The sequence below is a fragment of the Akkermansia sp. 54_46 genome (genome assembly GCF_001917295.1).
GTDB lineage: Bacteria > Verrucomicrobiota > Verrucomicrobiia > Verrucomicrobiales > Akkermansiaceae > Akkermansia > Akkermansia muciniphila.
Window position 1 is genome coordinate 98,436 of sequence record NZ_MNUD01000029.1, and the last position, 15,482, is coordinate 113,917.

12 protein-coding genes and 2 tRNA genes are annotated in these 15,482 nt (G+C 54.5%); 12 read left to right on the top strand and 2 right to left on the bottom strand.

Annotated elements, in window-relative coordinates:
• Positions 1–75: 75 nt before the first annotated feature.
• Both BHW66_RS05600 and BHW66_RS05605 read left to right on the top strand, forming a co-directional pair.
• Positions 76–528 carry a PepSY-like domain-containing protein gene (locus BHW66_RS05600; RefSeq protein WP_022198272.1) on the top strand — a complete coding sequence of 151 codons (453 nt, stop codon included), beginning with the start codon at positions 76–78 and terminating at the stop codon, positions 526–528.
• Between the two features lie 171 nt (positions 529–699).
• A complete protein-coding gene (locus BHW66_RS05605) occupies positions 700–2,931 on the top strand; it encodes an inorganic phosphate transporter (protein WP_286688944.1) in 2,232 nt (743 codons plus the stop codon).
• Between the two features lie 255 nt (positions 2,932–3,186).
• Here BHW66_RS05605 and BHW66_RS05610 read toward each other — a convergent pair.
• Positions 3,187–3,260: transfer RNA gene (locus BHW66_RS05610), tRNA-Gly, on the bottom strand.
• A gap of 142 nt (positions 3,261–3,402) precedes the next feature.
• Here BHW66_RS05610 and BHW66_RS05615 point away from each other — a divergent pair.
• From BHW66_RS05615 to BHW66_RS05660, 10 genes are all read left to right on the top strand, one after another.
• Positions 3,403–3,476: transfer RNA gene (locus tag BHW66_RS05615), tRNA-Gly, on the top strand.
• Between the two features lie 36 nt (positions 3,477–3,512).
• On the top strand, positions 3,513–4,175 hold the full coding sequence (locus BHW66_RS05620; RefSeq protein WP_046436996.1) for a hypothetical protein: 663 nt from the start codon (positions 3,513–3,515) through the stop codon (positions 4,173–4,175).
• A 24-nt stretch (positions 4,176–4,199) separates the two neighbouring features.
• Positions 4,200–5,414 (top strand): hypothetical protein, encoded by a 1,215-nt coding sequence (locus tag BHW66_RS05625; protein WP_102737824.1) that lies wholly within the window; start codon positions 4,200–4,202, stop codon positions 5,412–5,414.
• Between the two features lie 92 nt (positions 5,415–5,506).
• The gene (locus tag BHW66_RS05630; RefSeq protein WP_102738745.1) at positions 5,507–7,714 is read left to right on the top strand and encodes a polysaccharide biosynthesis tyrosine autokinase; all 2,208 of its coding nucleotides are present in this window, start codon (positions 5,507–5,509) and stop codon (positions 7,712–7,714) included.
• 11 nt (positions 7,715–7,725) lie between these two features.
• Positions 7,726–8,331 carry a hypothetical protein gene (locus BHW66_RS05635; protein WP_102732270.1) on the top strand — a complete coding sequence of 202 codons (606 nt, stop codon included), beginning with the start codon at positions 7,726–7,728 and terminating at the stop codon, positions 8,329–8,331.
• 585 nt (positions 8,332–8,916) lie between these two features.
• On the top strand, positions 8,917–9,450 hold the full coding sequence (locus BHW66_RS05640) for a hypothetical protein (RefSeq protein WP_012420453.1): 534 nt from the start codon (positions 8,917–8,919) through the stop codon (positions 9,448–9,450).
• A gap of 65 nt (positions 9,451–9,515) precedes the next feature.
• Positions 9,516–10,109, top strand: a complete 594-nt coding sequence (ruvA, locus tag BHW66_RS05645; protein WP_042449043.1) for a Holliday junction branch migration protein RuvA — start codon at positions 9,516–9,518, stop codon at positions 10,107–10,109.
• Positions 10,110–10,336: 227 nt separating this feature from the next.
• A complete protein-coding gene (gene gap, locus BHW66_RS05650; RefSeq protein ID WP_012420455.1) occupies positions 10,337–11,362 on the top strand; it encodes a type I glyceraldehyde-3-phosphate dehydrogenase in 1,026 nt (341 codons plus the stop codon).
• Between the two features lie 166 nt (positions 11,363–11,528).
• Positions 11,529–12,740, top strand: a complete 1,212-nt coding sequence (locus tag BHW66_RS05655) for a phosphoglycerate kinase (protein WP_102733577.1) — start codon at positions 11,529–11,531, stop codon at positions 12,738–12,740.
• Between the two features lie 241 nt (positions 12,741–12,981).
• The gene (locus BHW66_RS05660) at positions 12,982–13,950 is read left to right on the top strand and encodes a hypothetical protein (RefSeq protein WP_128484592.1); all 969 of its coding nucleotides are present in this window, start codon (positions 12,982–12,984) and stop codon (positions 13,948–13,950) included.
• Between the two features lie 149 nt (positions 13,951–14,099).
• Here BHW66_RS05660 and BHW66_RS05665 read toward each other — a convergent pair whose 3' ends face one another.
• Positions 14,100–15,338 carry a glycoside hydrolase family 97 catalytic domain-containing protein gene (locus BHW66_RS05665; protein ID WP_102758971.1) on the bottom strand — a complete coding sequence of 413 codons (1,239 nt, stop codon included), beginning with the start codon at positions 15,336–15,338 and terminating at the stop codon, positions 14,100–14,102.
• Positions 15,339–15,482 lie beyond the last annotated feature (144 nt).

A 15,482-nucleotide genomic window follows, 5' to 3' on the forward strand; every position in this document is an offset into this window, starting at 1 on the left:
AAAAAAAGCTGCACAGGATGTTCAGAATTTAGAAAAATATTGAATGATTATAGAACATATTTGTCTAATCATAACATGAAAAAGCTGCATAAGAACATATTGTTTGCGGCGGCAGTACTGGTCATGCCTTCTGCCCTGGCCGATATCCCGGAGTCTTCCGTTCCGGCTGCCGCCGTTTCCAGTGTCAAGGGTGCTTATCCGAACGCCGGTCCCATTGAATGGGACTCTGAAATGCATGGCATGGAAAGGATCTACGAAGCTGAATTTAGAATTAACGGATTCCAGTTTGACGTGAAGATTGCTCCTGATGGGAAAATTGTGAGGATTAAGGAAGAAATAGCTGCTTCCTCTCTTCCGGAAGCCGTCCGTGCGTCCGTTTTGAAGCGTTATCCGGGATGCCGGATTAAGGAAGCGGAAAAAATTACTGAAGGAGAACTTGTCCGTTACAAGGTGGAAGTTGCGGACAGCCGTGACGATTATGATGTGCTGATTGCCCCTGACGGAAATATCCTTCATGTGGACCGTTAGGCTTTTTGTTTTTTACATTTAATGAAAGCGGGAGGAGGGCGGATGAATCCGCTCTCCTCCTTTTTTGAGGACCGGAAGCAGGGGCGTATGGGAAAATGTGACGGAATGTTCACGTTTTAAAACGGGCGTGCAGGAGCGGTCTCCTGTAATAGAGGGCCGTTTATTACGCATATGGACCCGATCTATTACTTTATCATAGGACTGATACTGGTGTTATCCTGCTTCGACCTCGTTGTCGGAGTTTCCAATGACGCCGCCAACTTTTTGAACTCCGCCGTCGGTTCCAAGGCCGCTCCGCGCAGGACGATTGTGCTGGTGGCCGCTTTGGGTATCATCATCGGCTCGCTGTTCTCCAGCGGCATGATGGAAATCGCCAGAAGCGGCGTATTCATGCCGGCCCGGTTTTCCTTCCATGACATCATGTTGATCTTTCTGGCGGTCATGTTGACGGATGTTATACTGCTGGACGTTTTCAACACGTTCGGCCTTCCCACTTCCACCACGGTTTCCATTGTTTTTGAACTGCTGGGCGGAGCCGTGGCCGCAGCTCTCTTTAAAATTTGGTCCGGGGAACCGGGAGTCGCCCAGGAATTGTCCAGCTACATCAATTCCTCCAAAGCTCTGGCGATCATCTCCGGCATTTTTTCCTCCGTTTTTATCGCTTTCATTTGCGGGATAACGGTTATGTGGATTTCCCGCCTCATCTTCTCCTTCAACTATCAAAAATCCTTCAACTATCTGGGAGCCGTCTGGTGCGGCGTGGCCCTGACGGCTATCACCTACTTCGCCATTTTCAAGGGGCTGAAGGGAAGCACGCTGGTCACCAAGGATATGATCCGCCATCTGGACGACCATATCTGGCTGTACGTTTGCTGCAGCCTGGCATTCTGGACCGTTCTGATGGCCGTGCTCCAGAATCTTTGCAAAGTCAATATCCTGAAAGTATCCGTTCTCGCGGGCACCATGGCCCTGGCCCTTTCCTTTGCCGGGAATGACCTGGTCAACTTCATCGGCGTTTTCATGGCGGGGCAGTCTTCTATGGAAATTGCGGCCGCCGCAGCAGCGCAGGGGGCGGACCTTACCACTCTGTCCATGGGCGGTCTGATGGCCCCCGTCACGGCGGATTGGCGTTACCTGCTGGGGGCGGGCGTCATCATGGTGCTGGCCCTCATGTTCTCCAAAAAGGCGCAAACCGTTACGGATACGGAAGTCAATCTGGCGAGGCAGGGCGGGGGAGTAGAGCGGTTCGGCTCCGTCCCCCCGGCCCGCATGGCGGTGCGCTATGCCCTGAATGCTTCCCGCGCAGTGGAAAAAATCATGCCCTCCTGCGTCGGGAGATTTATTGAAAAACGCTTCCGGCCTGTGCCGGAAGGGCCGGATAACGGTGCATCTTTCGACCTCATTCGCGCTTCCGTGAATTTGACGGTGGCTGCCCTGCTGATTTCTTTGGCCACGTCCCTTCGGCTTCCCCTTTCCACCACGTATGTGACGTTCATGGTGGCGATGGGTTCCTCCCTGGCGGACAAGGCCTGGGGGCGGGACAGCGCCGTGTATCGCATCACCGGAGTGATTACGGTGATTTCAGGGTGGTTCTTTACGGCCTTTGCCGCGTTTTCCATGTGCTTCATTGTGGCGGCCTGCATCCTTTATGGCGGTCTCTTCGGCATCATCTCCATGTGTTCTCTGGCGGCTTTCCTGCTTCTGAAAAGTTCCAGGCTCCATCGCAAAAGAACCCAGGCTGCAGCTCAGGCGCAGGCCGCCAATTACCGGGACCCGGCTGCCGCCGCACGCTACAATGAGGAAATTATTGAACTGATGAAGCGCATGGCGGAAATCTATGAAATGAATCTGGAAGCCCTGAACGTGGAGGACCGGAAGCGTCTGAAAAAACTCCGGAAAGAAGCGCGCGGCATCCGCCGTTCCCTGAGCGATAAAATGGCGATGGAAGTCATGCCCGTCGTCCGTGAACTCCCGGACAAAGAGGCCGACCGAGGCAAGCGCTATGTGCAGATGGTGGAATACGCTACCTCCGTCTTTGAATCCCTCTCCAACATTACTACGGCCAGCCATGCCTATATAGACAACAACCATGAAGGGCTGGATTTGGAAAGGATAGAGCTTCTGCGGGGAATGAACAGCCGTGTTTCCTCCCTCTACCCCCGTTTCCGGGAAATGATGGAAAGCAATGACTATACCGGGCTGGACGAATGCCTGGCAGGCATGGACGCCCTGGATGAGGAATTTGCGGAAGCCGTCAAACAGCAGATTATTCTGCGTCCGGAAGACGCCTCCGATATGCGACGGGCGCTTCTCTATCTCAACCTCCTTAATGAAACCCGGGCGATGATCCGCAAAGTGCTTCTTCTTGCTAAAATCCAGAGGAAATTTGTTCTTGGCTGGTAGCCTCTCCCTGTAATTCACGTCCGTGCCGGAAGCATTCGCCGCCGGCACGGACGTATTGCCCGGACTGTTCCCGTATTGGGAGAGGCTGCCAGGTCTTTTTTATTCACACGGAACAAGGCTTCTTTGCGGATAAACCATGTCTGCTGCCTGTGGGACAATGTCTTGAAAGGCCGTTTCCAGGCGTTGCCATGTATGTTGCCGTCTCAAGAAAACAAAAAACGCAAGCTTTGATAAACAATAACTTGCGGAACAAACTGGTACGGGCGATGGGAATCGAACCCACGTCTCAAGCTTGGGAAGCTCGCGTCCTACCATTGAACGACGCCCGCATGAAATGCGGATGCCTATTTAGCGGCAGAAGACCCGGATGTCAAGACCACAGAAAAAACGTATCCTCTTTTTTGTTATTTTGACGCAGTAATGAAAAAAAACTTGTCTTATTCCGTGATTTGAACATAATGCGTTCGTTGCGCGGGTATAGCTTAATGGTAAAGCTCCAGCCTTCCAAGCTGATTATACGGGTTCGATTCCCGTTACCCGCTCCATTTTTTTATTAAATTCACTTGCTAAATACTTCCTTTATGAAAGCCAGGTTCGTGACAAAGGCGGCGCTTAGTGCGCTGGCACTTGCGTTTGCGGGTACCCTTCCCGGTGTGGCTCAGCAAACTGCTGCTCCGGCTGTTGATTCGGTTAAAGCCTCCGCTGTTGAAAAGGTTTTTATTGTGAAAATGGCGGATATTGTTCAGGCCGGATTGAAGGCCGGTGCTCTGGATGTGAAAGCAGTGTCCGGAGTTTTGAATGAGGCGGTTAAGGCTGACGTTTCTGACCGTGTGATGGGGGCGATGGTGTCCATGGCTGCGGGGGCTTTCCCTTCCAGCGCTCCTGCCGTTGCTTCCGCCGCTGTTCGGAGTTACGGATCCAATATAAGGGAGGGGCATGTGCGCAATGTGATCGCTTCCGCTGTTTCTTCCCAGTCTAACCCGTATGCGTCCGTGGCTCCCATTTCGGAAGCGGTTGAAAAGGTTCTGGGTAATTCTCCGGTAGCCGCTGCTGTTTCTTCCATTGCTGTGGATGTGGCAGCTCAGACCCCTGACAATCCTCTCTCCGGGGAAACTGTTCAAGGTTCTGGTCTGGCAAGTCCTGACGAAGGTATTTCTGAGGGGAGTTTGGTTCTGCCGGGCGGTCTTCCTGTGGGCGGCACGCCCACCAGCCCTGCTCCCGTGTCCAATCCTGCTGGCAATTAACCTGATTCTTATTTAATAAATAGCATGAAGAGTCTTTTTTATCTCTCCCTGGTGGCCGCCGGCATGTTTGCCGTCCATGCCAACGGGCAGTCTCTGTACACGCTGGCGGGTCCGGTGGGTCTGGAAGAGTCCCTTCCTCTCAAGTGGTTCTTCAACCTGGCGGGAGGGTATGACGACAATGTCAACGCCTCCAATTATAACAAGCAGGAATCCGCGTTCATCAGTACGGACATAGGGTGCTCCCTGGCCAACTACGATGCCGTGACCCAGTATTCTTTCTCCGCCAAGCTGGGGGGTATTTTTTACCTGAAAGACCTTGATGGCGGAACGAATGAAGCCCTTTCCAATTCCACGCTGTCCGCCAAACTTTCCCATAGTTTTGACCAGACGTTGCGTTATAACGGCAGCGTCTCCTTCGCATGGCAGCCGGAACCCAACTATTCCAACGGTATTGCCAATGCCCGCCGGGACGGCGACTACATTTACGTGTATGTTTCCAGTTCCGTGAGCAAGGCGTGGACTTCCCGCTATTCCACGACGCTGGGCGCCAATTTCTCCATGATCGACTATCAGGAGGATTCCGCCAAGACGGATAACCGCGATTATGTTGGCATGAATTTCACCAACCGGTACAAATGGACGGAACGTCTGGCTGTTTCCCTGGGCTGGACGGGATCCTACTGTAATCGCGAATACGGCAATAACGAATTTTCCAACTTCGTCATGGCCGGCGCTGAATACGCGGTGAGCGAAAATACCTCCGCCACGCTGCGCGTAGGTCCGCAGTTCAAGTATGTCGAGAATTACGGAACAAAAACCTATCCTTCCGCGGAATTCGGCTTAAACCACCGCTTGAGCGACCGGTTCATGCTCGGAACGTTCGTCCGTTATTCCAACGAAGCGGTGAATACCTACATTCCTTACAACGGCGCCAGCTATTATTCCAATGAAACATGGCGTTTCGGGGTACACAGCACGCTGAAGCTGACGCACCGCGTCAGTCTGAATTGCGGAGTAAACCTGGTTGCCAGCGATTATACGCGTCCGAGTTCCATCAGCAACAGTGACACGTCCAACCTGACTTTCAATGCTACCGCCGGTATCAAGCTTCTGCTGACGAATGCCCTGGCCCTTACGGCCCAATATTCTTACACGAACGGTTCCTACAGCGGCTATAACTACCCGATGCCCTCCTACAACCGCAACGTGTTCTCCTTCGGCGTGAATTACAGCTTCTAAGTCTTGACTGACCATTAATGCCTTTACTCCTCTAATTGCGAATTTTCATTCACAATTAGAGGAGTTTTTATCTTACTGCCTTACTATATTTCATGAATGCCCAGGATCAGCAGAACAGTGATCGCATCGTACGCAATATTGACTATTTGCAGGTTTTAAAAAATCGCTGGAAGGAAGTCTTTCTTGTTTTCCTTCTGGTGCTGGTCATTTCCGTGGTAGTGACTTTCCTGATGCCGCCCTCCTACCGGGCGACCAGCCAGTTTCAGATTAAACTGCCCAAGCCTGTGATGGATATCGGCAGGGGAGGGGACGTGGTTGCCACTTCCAACGTGACGGCCAACTACATTCCCATGCAGTATTCCGTGCTGACTTCCGCCGAAGTGCTTAAAGTGGTATCCAGAAAACTGAACCTTGCCGCGGAATGGGGGATGACGGATGAAATGGCGGCGACTAATCTGGCCGACATGATCAAGGTGGCCCCCGTGCGCGCCACGGACCTTGTGGACGTCATTGTTTCCGGTCCGGACCCCAAACTGGTGCAGAATATCGCCAAGGCGGTGCCTGAGGCGTACAAGCAGGACCGTGAAATGCGCGAAAACCGTCTGGTGGAAACCGCCATCAAGAGCCTGAAGGATGTCCTTCGGGAACAGGAGGATGCCGTCAATGAAAAAATGATGGCTCTCAAAAAGCTGATTGCGGAGAGTTCCTACCTGCCCACGTCCTGGAGGAACGGTGAACACCGCAGCACCCTGACGGCCGGTATGGAAGAAGAGGAATTCCGGAATGCCAAGGCGCAGGCCATGGATTTTGAAAGGAGGGAAAAGGAACTGGCTTCCTATGTGCAGGAATTGCAGCGTCTGCCCGACGACAAGTTGCTGGATTACGTGATCAGTTCCGACCTGCTGAATGCGGAGACTGTGGGTGCGGACGCTCTCCGTAAGACCTATGCTGAATTTTCCGACAAGCTCAAGGAAAAGGAAAATCTGAAATCCCAGAACATCGGCGCCAGGCATCCCAAAATGCTGGCATTGCTGGAAACGGAAAGAATTCTGGGGGATAAGCTGAACAAGGAATTGATAGGCCTGCGTTCTTCCCTGAAGAGCAAGCTGGAAATGGTTGCCGCGAGCCGGAAGCACTGGGAGGCTACCGTCGCCCAAAAAGAGGAAGATCTTCAGAAGCACGTCCTGCAGGTTCCCATGTATGAACAGGCCAGCCGTGATTATGACGCTGCGCTGGACCAGCTTAAGGAACTGGACTCCCGATACAAGGATGAGATTGCCCGTTTGCGCGTGCCCCGTGAGGCGATTGAAATGTATCAGCTGCCGACCTACCCTGTTGCGCCCTACAAGCCGAATGTGACTATTAACCTGGCGGTGGGAGCGGGCGCCGGTCTGTTGCTGGGCATCGGGTTGGCCCTGCTTCTGGAATTCATGGATACCTCCGTGAAAACCATGGAAGACGTGGAACGGGCTCTTCAGGTTCCCGTACTGGGCATTATTCCCAAGAATGTGCCGATTCTGCATTCATCCGATGCCATGGGGCCGGATGCGGAAGCCTACCGCATTTTGCGGACGAACATAGAATTCAACAAGAAAGGCCTGGAGGAAATTTCGCTGACCTTTGTTTCCGGCAGCGCCGGGGAAGGGAAGACCACCACTCTGTGCAACCTGGCCTATATTTGCGCCCAGGGGGGGTATGCCACCCTGATGATTGACGCCGACCTGCGCCGTTCCAGGCTTCACCGGTATTATGAGCTGGATAATGAGGTAGGGCTGACTTCCTACCTGCTGGAAGATTATCCTCTGGAGGAAGTCATTTTTCAGACGCCCATTGAAAACCTGTACGTCATGCCCGCGGGGCCTACTCCCTTTGACCCTTCAGGCGCCTTGAATTCCCGCAAGTTTAATGAATTGCTGCAGGAAGTGAAGCAACGTTTTGACATTGTGCTGGTGGATTCCCCGCCCATTCTGGGGGTCAGTGACTCCGCCGTCATTGTAAGCGAGGTGGATATGACTCTTATGGTTGTCCAGCCCCGCAAGCTGCCGCTGAAAGCCCTGTTGAGGCAGAAGCAGGTAATTGAGTCCGTGGGCGGTAATCTGGCCGGTGTGGTGATGAATAATGTGGACATTACGTCCGATCACCAGTATCAGTATTACACAACTTACTATTCCTACTATTCTGCGGATGGCTCTTCCTCCGGCGAGAATGCGGATGCCTCCTCCATGAAGAAGGTGGAACGTTCTGGAAAGGCCAAGGAGCTGGCAGCCACCCAGTCCCATGATAGTGAAGATTTGTATTAACCCATGGCTCCATGAAAAAATATATTTGTTCCATCCTTTGTCTTATGCTGGGCCCGGCGGGGCTGGGCTCCGCCCAGTCTCCGGATGCCGTGCCGCCCCAGGGCACCATTGAAATCCAGGTGCGCGGCATTCCCTCCGACGACGCTACCGCTATTTCCGGGCAGTATCTGTTGGACGGGAACGGTACGATACGCATGCCCCAGCTCCCTCCGGGGCAGGATGTACTGCGCGTGGTAGGCAAAACGGCCCGCCAGATTGAAGACATGCTGATGGCCGCCTACAAGAAGGCGGAGCTGTACACGGCCCCTACGTTTCTGGTGAAGGTGCAGAGTTCGGATGCGCGGCTGACGGAACACATCGTTCTGGTAAGCGGCGGTGTAGCTATGAAGAAGAATGTTTTGTGGCGGCGCGGCATGACGCTTCTGGAGGCGATTGTGGGCGCCGGCGACATCACGGACTGGGGATCCCGCTACGTGCAGGTGACGCGCGGTGGAAAAACCGTGACGTATGATTATTTTTCCATTAAAGACAGGGCGATTCCCATCCAGCCCAATGACCGCATTTTCGTTCCTCAGCGCGGGATTTTTGAAGGGCGCCCGCCAAAACTTCTTCCCTGAGGCATTTTTCCCATACCCGGCTTTCCGCAAGGAAGCCGGGTTTTTTATTGGGCCGGTTTTCATGATGGGGGAAATATCGGAAAAAACGCGGATGGGGAAACGGGGGGCGGAGTGAAGGGGCGTGTCGTCAGCGGTTGGTGAAACCGGGGGGCTTCTCATGATCCCTTCTTCAGGCTTCTTGCCGGAAATGAATGTTTTCGGGGAAGCCGTATGGTGGAATCGCGCAGGGAAAGAAGTTGTCTTTTGAAAGTTTGCGGCATCGGAAAGGAACGCCTGGAAAAAGGGGGGAAATTTGTTTCCAGCCCCTCTTGTTTATGGGAATGGAAGGCTTGAGATCCGGAAAAGATTAAGGGGGATAAGTTTCCCGATGGGCGCGTAGGCCCTTTTCACATGATTGGCCGGCATGGTCTCCGGGCATATATTGCGGAGAAATGAGTTTAGTATGAATGTAAAAAACAGAAAAACAAAGAAAAATGTTGAACATTCTTAAACTCAATGCATTTTTGGAATCTCCAAAATATGTTAGAGTTTCGTGCGGAACGGCTGCATGAGGCTTCGTAAATCCAATGTGAAAACCCGTTAATCATGATATACCGTTTTAAGAAAACATTCATCGGCGTGGGAGGGCGTGAATATATCAGCAACCCCAAATTGAGTTTCCCTGAACATGTCAAAATCCGCCGCCGCGGAACGAATCCCAGGTCCGGCCAGCCTTACACGGAGGCGGGTAGCGCATTTGTGGAGACATCCGCCGTCGCGGCACGGCTCTGCTGCAGTGCTTCCGCCGCGCGCCAGTATCTGCACCGCCACGGTGTCCGTTTCCGGGTGGTCCGCAAGGGTACGGGCCCCCTGGCCCTGTACTGGCGGCGGCTGGATGTGGAGCGGGTTCTTGCTGGAAGGGAGCCCGTGCGCCGCCGCGTGCCTCCGTGTTATATGGATATGGCCGGGGCTGTCAGCATGCTGGGAGTAGTGCGCAGCTATGTTTACAGGCTGGTGAAAAAAGGGCTGCTGCGTGAATACAGGTGCAGGATGAAAACAGCCCGTGGACTGCGCGTGCGCTGCTTTTACCACCGGGAGGATCTGGAACATGTCAGGCTGCACGTGCTCCAGAAAAGATGACGGAAGCGGTTCCGGAGGATGCGTTTTTGGCTTGCGCGCGGGCCGGATTGTGTCACGTTAAGGGTATGATAGCTTTTCTGCGCGGCACGGTGGCGGAATCATATCCCCAGCGGTTGATCCTGGATGTTCATGGGGTGGGGTATGAAGTGATTGTGCCCCTGTCCACGTTTGACAGGCTGAATCCCCTTCCCGGCAGAGAGCTGACGCTGAAAACCTACCTGCATGTCCGGGAGAACATGCAGGTGCTGTACGGTTTTGCCACGGATGCGGAAAGGGATATTTTCCTGCTGCTGATTGAACGTGTTTCCGGAATCGGCCCGGCAACGGCGATTGCCATTTTGGGTTCCCTGTCCGTGGAGCAGTTCAAGCAGGCGGTTGTGGGCGGAGATGTTTCCGGCATTGCTCGGGCCAAGGGGGTGGGCAAGAAGACGGCGGAACGCATCGTCCTGGAACTGAAGGATAAAGTGGGCCTGGCCGCCACGTGGGAAGCCCAGGCCCAGGGCGCTACTTCCCAGGCCGCCGGGGACGCGGAATTGGCGCTGATTGCGCTCGGGTTCAAGCAGGTGGAATCCCGCAAGGCGATAGCCGCCCATCTGAAGGACCATCCGGATGCAGACGTGGACGAGCTGATACGCGCCGCTTTGCGTTCCATGAATTGAAGGAGCTTCCGGAGGAAGGAAGGTGTTTTTGCAAGTTTTTGATTTTCATGAGGGAACATGTCCGCTTGGCGGAGTGTTCCCTGTTTGCGGAAGCTGGGGGAACATACTGCCATGATGGGGGAACAATAGTGTTGACGGCTGGTTGAAACGTTTTTAAACTTGCAGCGTCCATGGTACTTGAATAAGTCCGGGACTAGTAATTAATCAAATCTGAAGCCCTCAATCTTATGGCCAAATACGCTATTAACGGTTTTGGACGCATTGGTCGCAACGTACTGCGCGCCATGTCCAAGGAAGAACGCAACAAGGTTGTTGCCATCAATGACCTGACTCCTATCGAAACGATCGCCCACCTGCTCAAGTATGACTCCACGCAGGGCAAGTTTGACGGTGAAATTTCCATCGAGGGTGATTATCTGGTCGTTGACGGTCACAAGATCCTCATCACCGTGGAACGTGATCCCGCCAACCTTCCCTGGAAGGATCTGGGCGTGGACGTCGTTCTGGAATCCACCGGCCTGTTCACCAAGCGCGACGCCGCCAAGAAGCACCTTGACGCCGGCGCCAAGAAGGTTCTTATTTCCGCTCCCTCCCCGGATCCGGACCTGACTTTCGTTCTGGGCATCAACGACAGCGAATACGATCCTGCCAAGCACGATATCGTTTCCAACGCTTCCTGCACCACCAACTGCCTTGCTCCGATGGTGAAGGTGCTGGACGACAAGTTCGGCGTTGAAAAGGGCATGATGAGCACGATTCACTCCTACACGAACGATCAGCGCATTCTGGACCTTCCGCACAAGGATCCCCGCCGTGCCCGCGCCGCCGCGATCAACATCATTCCGACGACCACCGGCGCCGCCAAGGCCATTGGTGAAGTAATGCCGAACCTGAAGGGTTCCCTGAACGGCGCTTCCTTCCGCGTTCCGACTCCGACCGGTTCCCTAACCGACTTTGTGGCCGTGCTCAAGAAGGATGTGACCGTGGAAGAAGTAAACGCCGCCATGAAGGAAGCCGCTGAAGGCCCGCTGAAGGGCATTCTGGCTTACTCCGAAGAAGCGCTCGTTCTTCAGGACATCGTTTCCGACCCCCACTCCTGCATCTTTGACTCCGGCTTCACGTATGTGGTCGGCGGCAACCTGGTGAAGGTCTGCGGCTGGTACGACAACGAATGGGGTTACTCCAACCGCGCCGCCCAGGCCATGAAGAAGCTGGGCGACAGCCTGGGCTGCGGATGCTCCTGCGGCAAGTAAGTTCTTTCGGACAACGCTTGCTCTTCAGTTGCACGACAAGTCTTGCCGTCCGCCTGTTTCAATTTTCCGGCTTTCCTGGCCGGTTTTGCCGGGCGGGCGGGGATTTATCCGGGAGGGCAGAAATGCCCTCCCTTTTTATTCATTGAACCAAACAATATAAACCGATATGGCTAAACTTACTGTTCGCGACCTTGACGCCAAGGGAAAGGAAGTCCTCATGCGCGTGGATTTCAACGTCCCTCTCAAGGATGGGGAAATTACCAATGACGCCCGCATTGTGGCTGCTCTCCCCACCATCAAGTTCCTGCTGGACCAGGGCGCACGCCTTGTCCTTACCTCTCATTTGGGCCGTCCCAAAAACGAACCCGATCCCGCTTTTTCCCTGAAACCCGTTGCCGCCCGCCTTTCCGAATTGCTCGGCAAGGACGTGAAATTCGTTTCCGCCGCCATTGGCCCGGAAGCGGAAGCCGCCCGCGCCGCCATGAAGGACGGTGATGTGGTTCTGCTGGAAAATGTCCGTTTTTATCCTGGTGAAAAGAAGAACGAGCCGGAGTTCGCCAAGTCCCTGCTGGGCAATGCCACGCTGTTCGTGAACGACGCATTCGGCACGGCCCACCGTGCTCACGCTTCCACGGAAGGCGTGACGCATTTTGCGGAAAAGAGCGCCATGGGCTTCCTGATTGAACGTGAACTGGAATACCTGGAAGGCAAGCTGGAAAACCCGGAAAAACCCTTTGTGGTGATTATGGGCGGCGCCAAGGTGTCCGACAAGATTGAAGTGCTTTCCAAACTGATGGAGAAGGCTGATACGTTCCTGATTGGCGGCGCCATGGCCAATACGTTTCTGGCGGCTGAAGGGTATGACCTGGGCGCTTCCAAGATTGAAGGGGACAAGCTGGATCTGGCCCGGGAAATTCTGGCGGCGGCCAAGGCCAAGGGCGTGAAATTCCTGCTTCCTGCAGATGTGCGCGTAGCCATGAAATTTGAAGACGGTGCCGAAACCTTCTGCACGGCTCCTTTCGCTGAAGGCGGCAAGGTGCCGGAAGGCGGCATGGCCATCGACATCGGCGACAAAGCCATTGAAGAGTTCTCCGCCATCATCAAGGATGCCAAGACCGTTCTGTGGAACGGCCCGATGGGCGTATTTGAAATGGACTGCTTCGCCAAGGGAACCAAGGAAGTCGCGGAAGCCTTGGCGGATTCCTCCGCCATTTCCATTGTAGGCGGCGGCGATTCCGTGACGGCAGCCAAGAAATTCAAGGTGCAGGATAAGCTTTCCTTCTGTTCCACGGGCGGCGGCGCTTCCCTGGAACTGCTGGAAGGCAAGGTTCTTCCCGGTGTAGGGGCCTTGACCGACAAGTGCTGCTGCGGCAAGTAACCGTTCATGGCCGGGCGGATTGTTTTCGCCTGGCGTTTAGAATGGGCTTTTTCATTCCCCGCATCCGTTTTCGGGTGCGGGATTTTTGATTTTCCGGCTTCCGTTGAAAAAGCGCGGGAGTTTTGCGATTCCGGCTTTTTGAATAAGGTGGGAATTCATGCTCATGCCGTCTTTCCATTCCGGAAAGGAAGGCAGTCTTTTTTTTGGGCTTGCTCTTAATATGCTCCCCGGTAGTCTGAGCATGATGAAACTGCTGCATTGTTTTCTGGCTGTCCTTTGGTGGTGTTCTCCTGTACCGGCTGCGGATATTCCCGATGCGGAGAAGGCGGAATATGGCGGGTATCCCGGACGGTACATCCTTCTTGATTCTCCTCAACCCGACCGGCAGAGCCTGTCCACTCCCGTAGCTGCCTATGTCCATGACAATGGGATGGAAGTAGCTCTCATTGGTGCTATTCATGTGGCGGAACCGGAATATTACGACCGGCTGAATAAGCTGTTCCGCAGGTACGATGTACTGCTTTTTGAAATGATTGGCGGAGAGGGCCTCCGGCGGGAAGAGGAATTGCGCCGCAAGATAGACCGCAGCAAGCCGCTGGGGGGGCTGACTCTGGAAGAGGCGCGGGAATGGAACCGGATAGTGGAATGGAGGAAGAAATGCGGGCAGGAGGAAAAGTCTTTTTTAATGGGGCTGCTGGGGGGCGCCTACAAGGAGTTGAGCAATATGCTGGGACTCCAGACCCAGCATCAGGGCATTGATTATTCCGCAGCCCATTTCGTCCATGCGGACATGACGCTGGATGAATTCCGCGAGGCGCAGGCCAGAAAGGGTGAAAGCATTGCCGGCCTGATGCTTAAATCCGTCTTGTCCTCCCTGGTTGAGAAAACCGGGACGAACCGGGCCGGTGAATTTGGATTGATGGCGGATTTCCTGGCCGGCAATAAAACGGGGTTGAAGAATAAGCTGATGGGCATGATGGCCAATGCTCCTAATGGTTTGGAGAATACCGTGATTCTGGAAGGCCGGAACGCCAAGTGCATGGAAGTGTTTGACCGTTGGAGCGGCAAGGGCGTGCGCAGGATAGGCGTCTTTTACGGAGCGGCGCATCTTCCCGGCCTGCACGGCGCTCTTTTGGAACGCGGCTACCGTCTTCGGGAGGTGCGCTGGCTTCCGGCGTGGAGCACCAGGGAGCAGGGTGCGGACGGGTAGCGCGGGGAGGGTTGAGTTTTGTTACTTTTTCCCCGGTTTTTCCAGGACGGGCGGTGTAGCGGCGGATGAACATGGTTTTCCGCCGCTCCGCCTTTGAAGAGGGAAGAAGAGGGGGGGCTTTTTCCCTGCCTGGGGCAGGATGCCGTTCTTTAGGGGGCAGGATGCCGCGTTCCGGAGGGAACCATGCGGACGATACCTCCGCCTTTGATACGCATGGTGAAGGAAAGGGTATTTCCGGAAGTGACTTTCCGGGTTTCCACGCTCCATCCGTCATTTTTTTCCGCCAGATCCCGGAGAATGGAGGCCTGGTATGCCGTGTTTTTGTCCAGGAAATTCAAAGGAATGGAAACGGTGCGTTCCCTGCCGTCTCCGTTCATCAGAGCAATGTACCACTGGTTTCCTGACCGCCGGGCGAAGGCAGCGCATTCCCCAATGGCAGACGGCGGAAGGACGATGGTTTCCTCCCATACGGAAGGGATGTTCCGGACAACTTCCCGTTCAGGGGAATCCTTCGGGAAAGCAGCTTCCATGTCCGCGGGGTTGGAGACCCAGTGAAGCATGGGGGACGTGTAAATGATATTGGCCGCCATTTGGAGGGTCCAGGAAGAACCGCGCAGCTTGGGGCCGTGGCCAAAGTAGCCTCCCGTGAAATCGGCGTGGCCGGAGACTAGGCGGGTAAAGGGCAGCGCGCAGTAGTGCTGCCCGCCAATGGCGGCCCAGATGTTCTGTTCTCCGCCGTAAATGCCTTCCCGGCTCATTTCGTGCGGCCAGGAACGTTCCTCCCCCGTGGGGGTATTGGCTCCGTGGAAGTTGACCATAAGCTTGTTTTTCGCCAGGTTTTCCGCTACGGCGTCGTAGAAGTCCAGGCGTTCCTGAGAGGCGGAGTCCATGAAGTCTATCTTGATTCCCCTGATTCCCGTTTTGGAGAGTGAGCTGAAAAAGCGGCGCATATTTTCCCAGTCATTGGCGGGGTTGTTGACGTCTGACCATCGCACCCATACCCAGATGCCTACGTTTTTGCCGGCGGCGTAGCTGGCCAGTTTGGCCAGCTTGTCCATGCTTTCCGGAAGTGATCGGCCCCATTTTTTCCACCCTTCGTCAACGAGGTGATATTCCCATCCGAATTCGGCAGTCATATCGACAAAGGCATATTGGTCGTTTTCCAGGACATTCCCGCGGTCCCACCAGGTCCAGGTGGAACGGCCCGGCTTGATCCAGGGGGCTTTGGAACCTTCCGGAAAAAGATTCCTGTCCGGTTCCGGAGCCAGGGAAGGGATGACGTCGTCCCGGACCAGGAAACGGGGGAACCCCTCTTTATGACCGGGTTTTACTTTGAACCTGTATGCCCCGGAATTCTCGACCGCGTCTATTAACCATGACCAAAGCAAAGCAACTCATCCTTCCTATTTCCTACCCGGACAGCGGACGCTGGTATGCTCCCGTCCGGAAAATCAAAATCGACGAACGGACGTACGCCCTAAGGATGGGGGAACCTGTCCAGCTGGGTACCGTCAAAGAGATTGAAAAAGAAT

Coding starts and splice junctions, on each gene's coding strand:
- BHW66_RS05625 (WP_102737824.1), top strand. CDS start 4,200: ATGAAGAGTCTTTTTTATCTCTCCCTGGTGGCCGCCGGCATGTTTGCC.
- BHW66_RS05655 (WP_102733577.1), top strand. CDS start 11,529: ATGGCTAAACTTACTGTTCGCGACCTTGACGCCAAGGGAAAGGAAGTC.
- BHW66_RS05600 (WP_022198272.1), top strand. CDS start 76: ATGAAAAAGCTGCATAAGAACATATTGTTTGCGGCGGCAGTACTGGTC.
- BHW66_RS05620 (WP_046436996.1), top strand. CDS start 3,513: ATGAAAGCCAGGTTCGTGACAAAGGCGGCGCTTAGTGCGCTGGCACTT.
- BHW66_RS05630 (WP_102738745.1), top strand. CDS start 5,507: ATGAATGCCCAGGATCAGCAGAACAGTGATCGCATCGTACGCAATATT.
- BHW66_RS05635 (WP_102732270.1), top strand. CDS start 7,726: ATGAAAAAATATATTTGTTCCATCCTTTGTCTTATGCTGGGCCCGGCG.
- BHW66_RS05605 (WP_286688944.1), top strand. CDS start 700: ATGGACCCGATCTATTACTTTATCATAGGACTGATACTGGTGTTATCC.
- BHW66_RS05660 (WP_128484592.1), top strand. CDS start 12,982: ATGATGAAACTGCTGCATTGTTTTCTGGCTGTCCTTTGGTGGTGTTCT.
- ruvA (WP_042449043.1), top strand. CDS start 9,516: ATGATAGCTTTTCTGCGCGGCACGGTGGCGGAATCATATCCCCAGCGG.
- gap (WP_012420455.1), top strand. CDS start 10,337: ATGGCCAAATACGCTATTAACGGTTTTGGACGCATTGGTCGCAACGTA.
- BHW66_RS05640 (WP_012420453.1), top strand. CDS start 8,917: ATGATATACCGTTTTAAGAAAACATTCATCGGCGTGGGAGGGCGTGAA.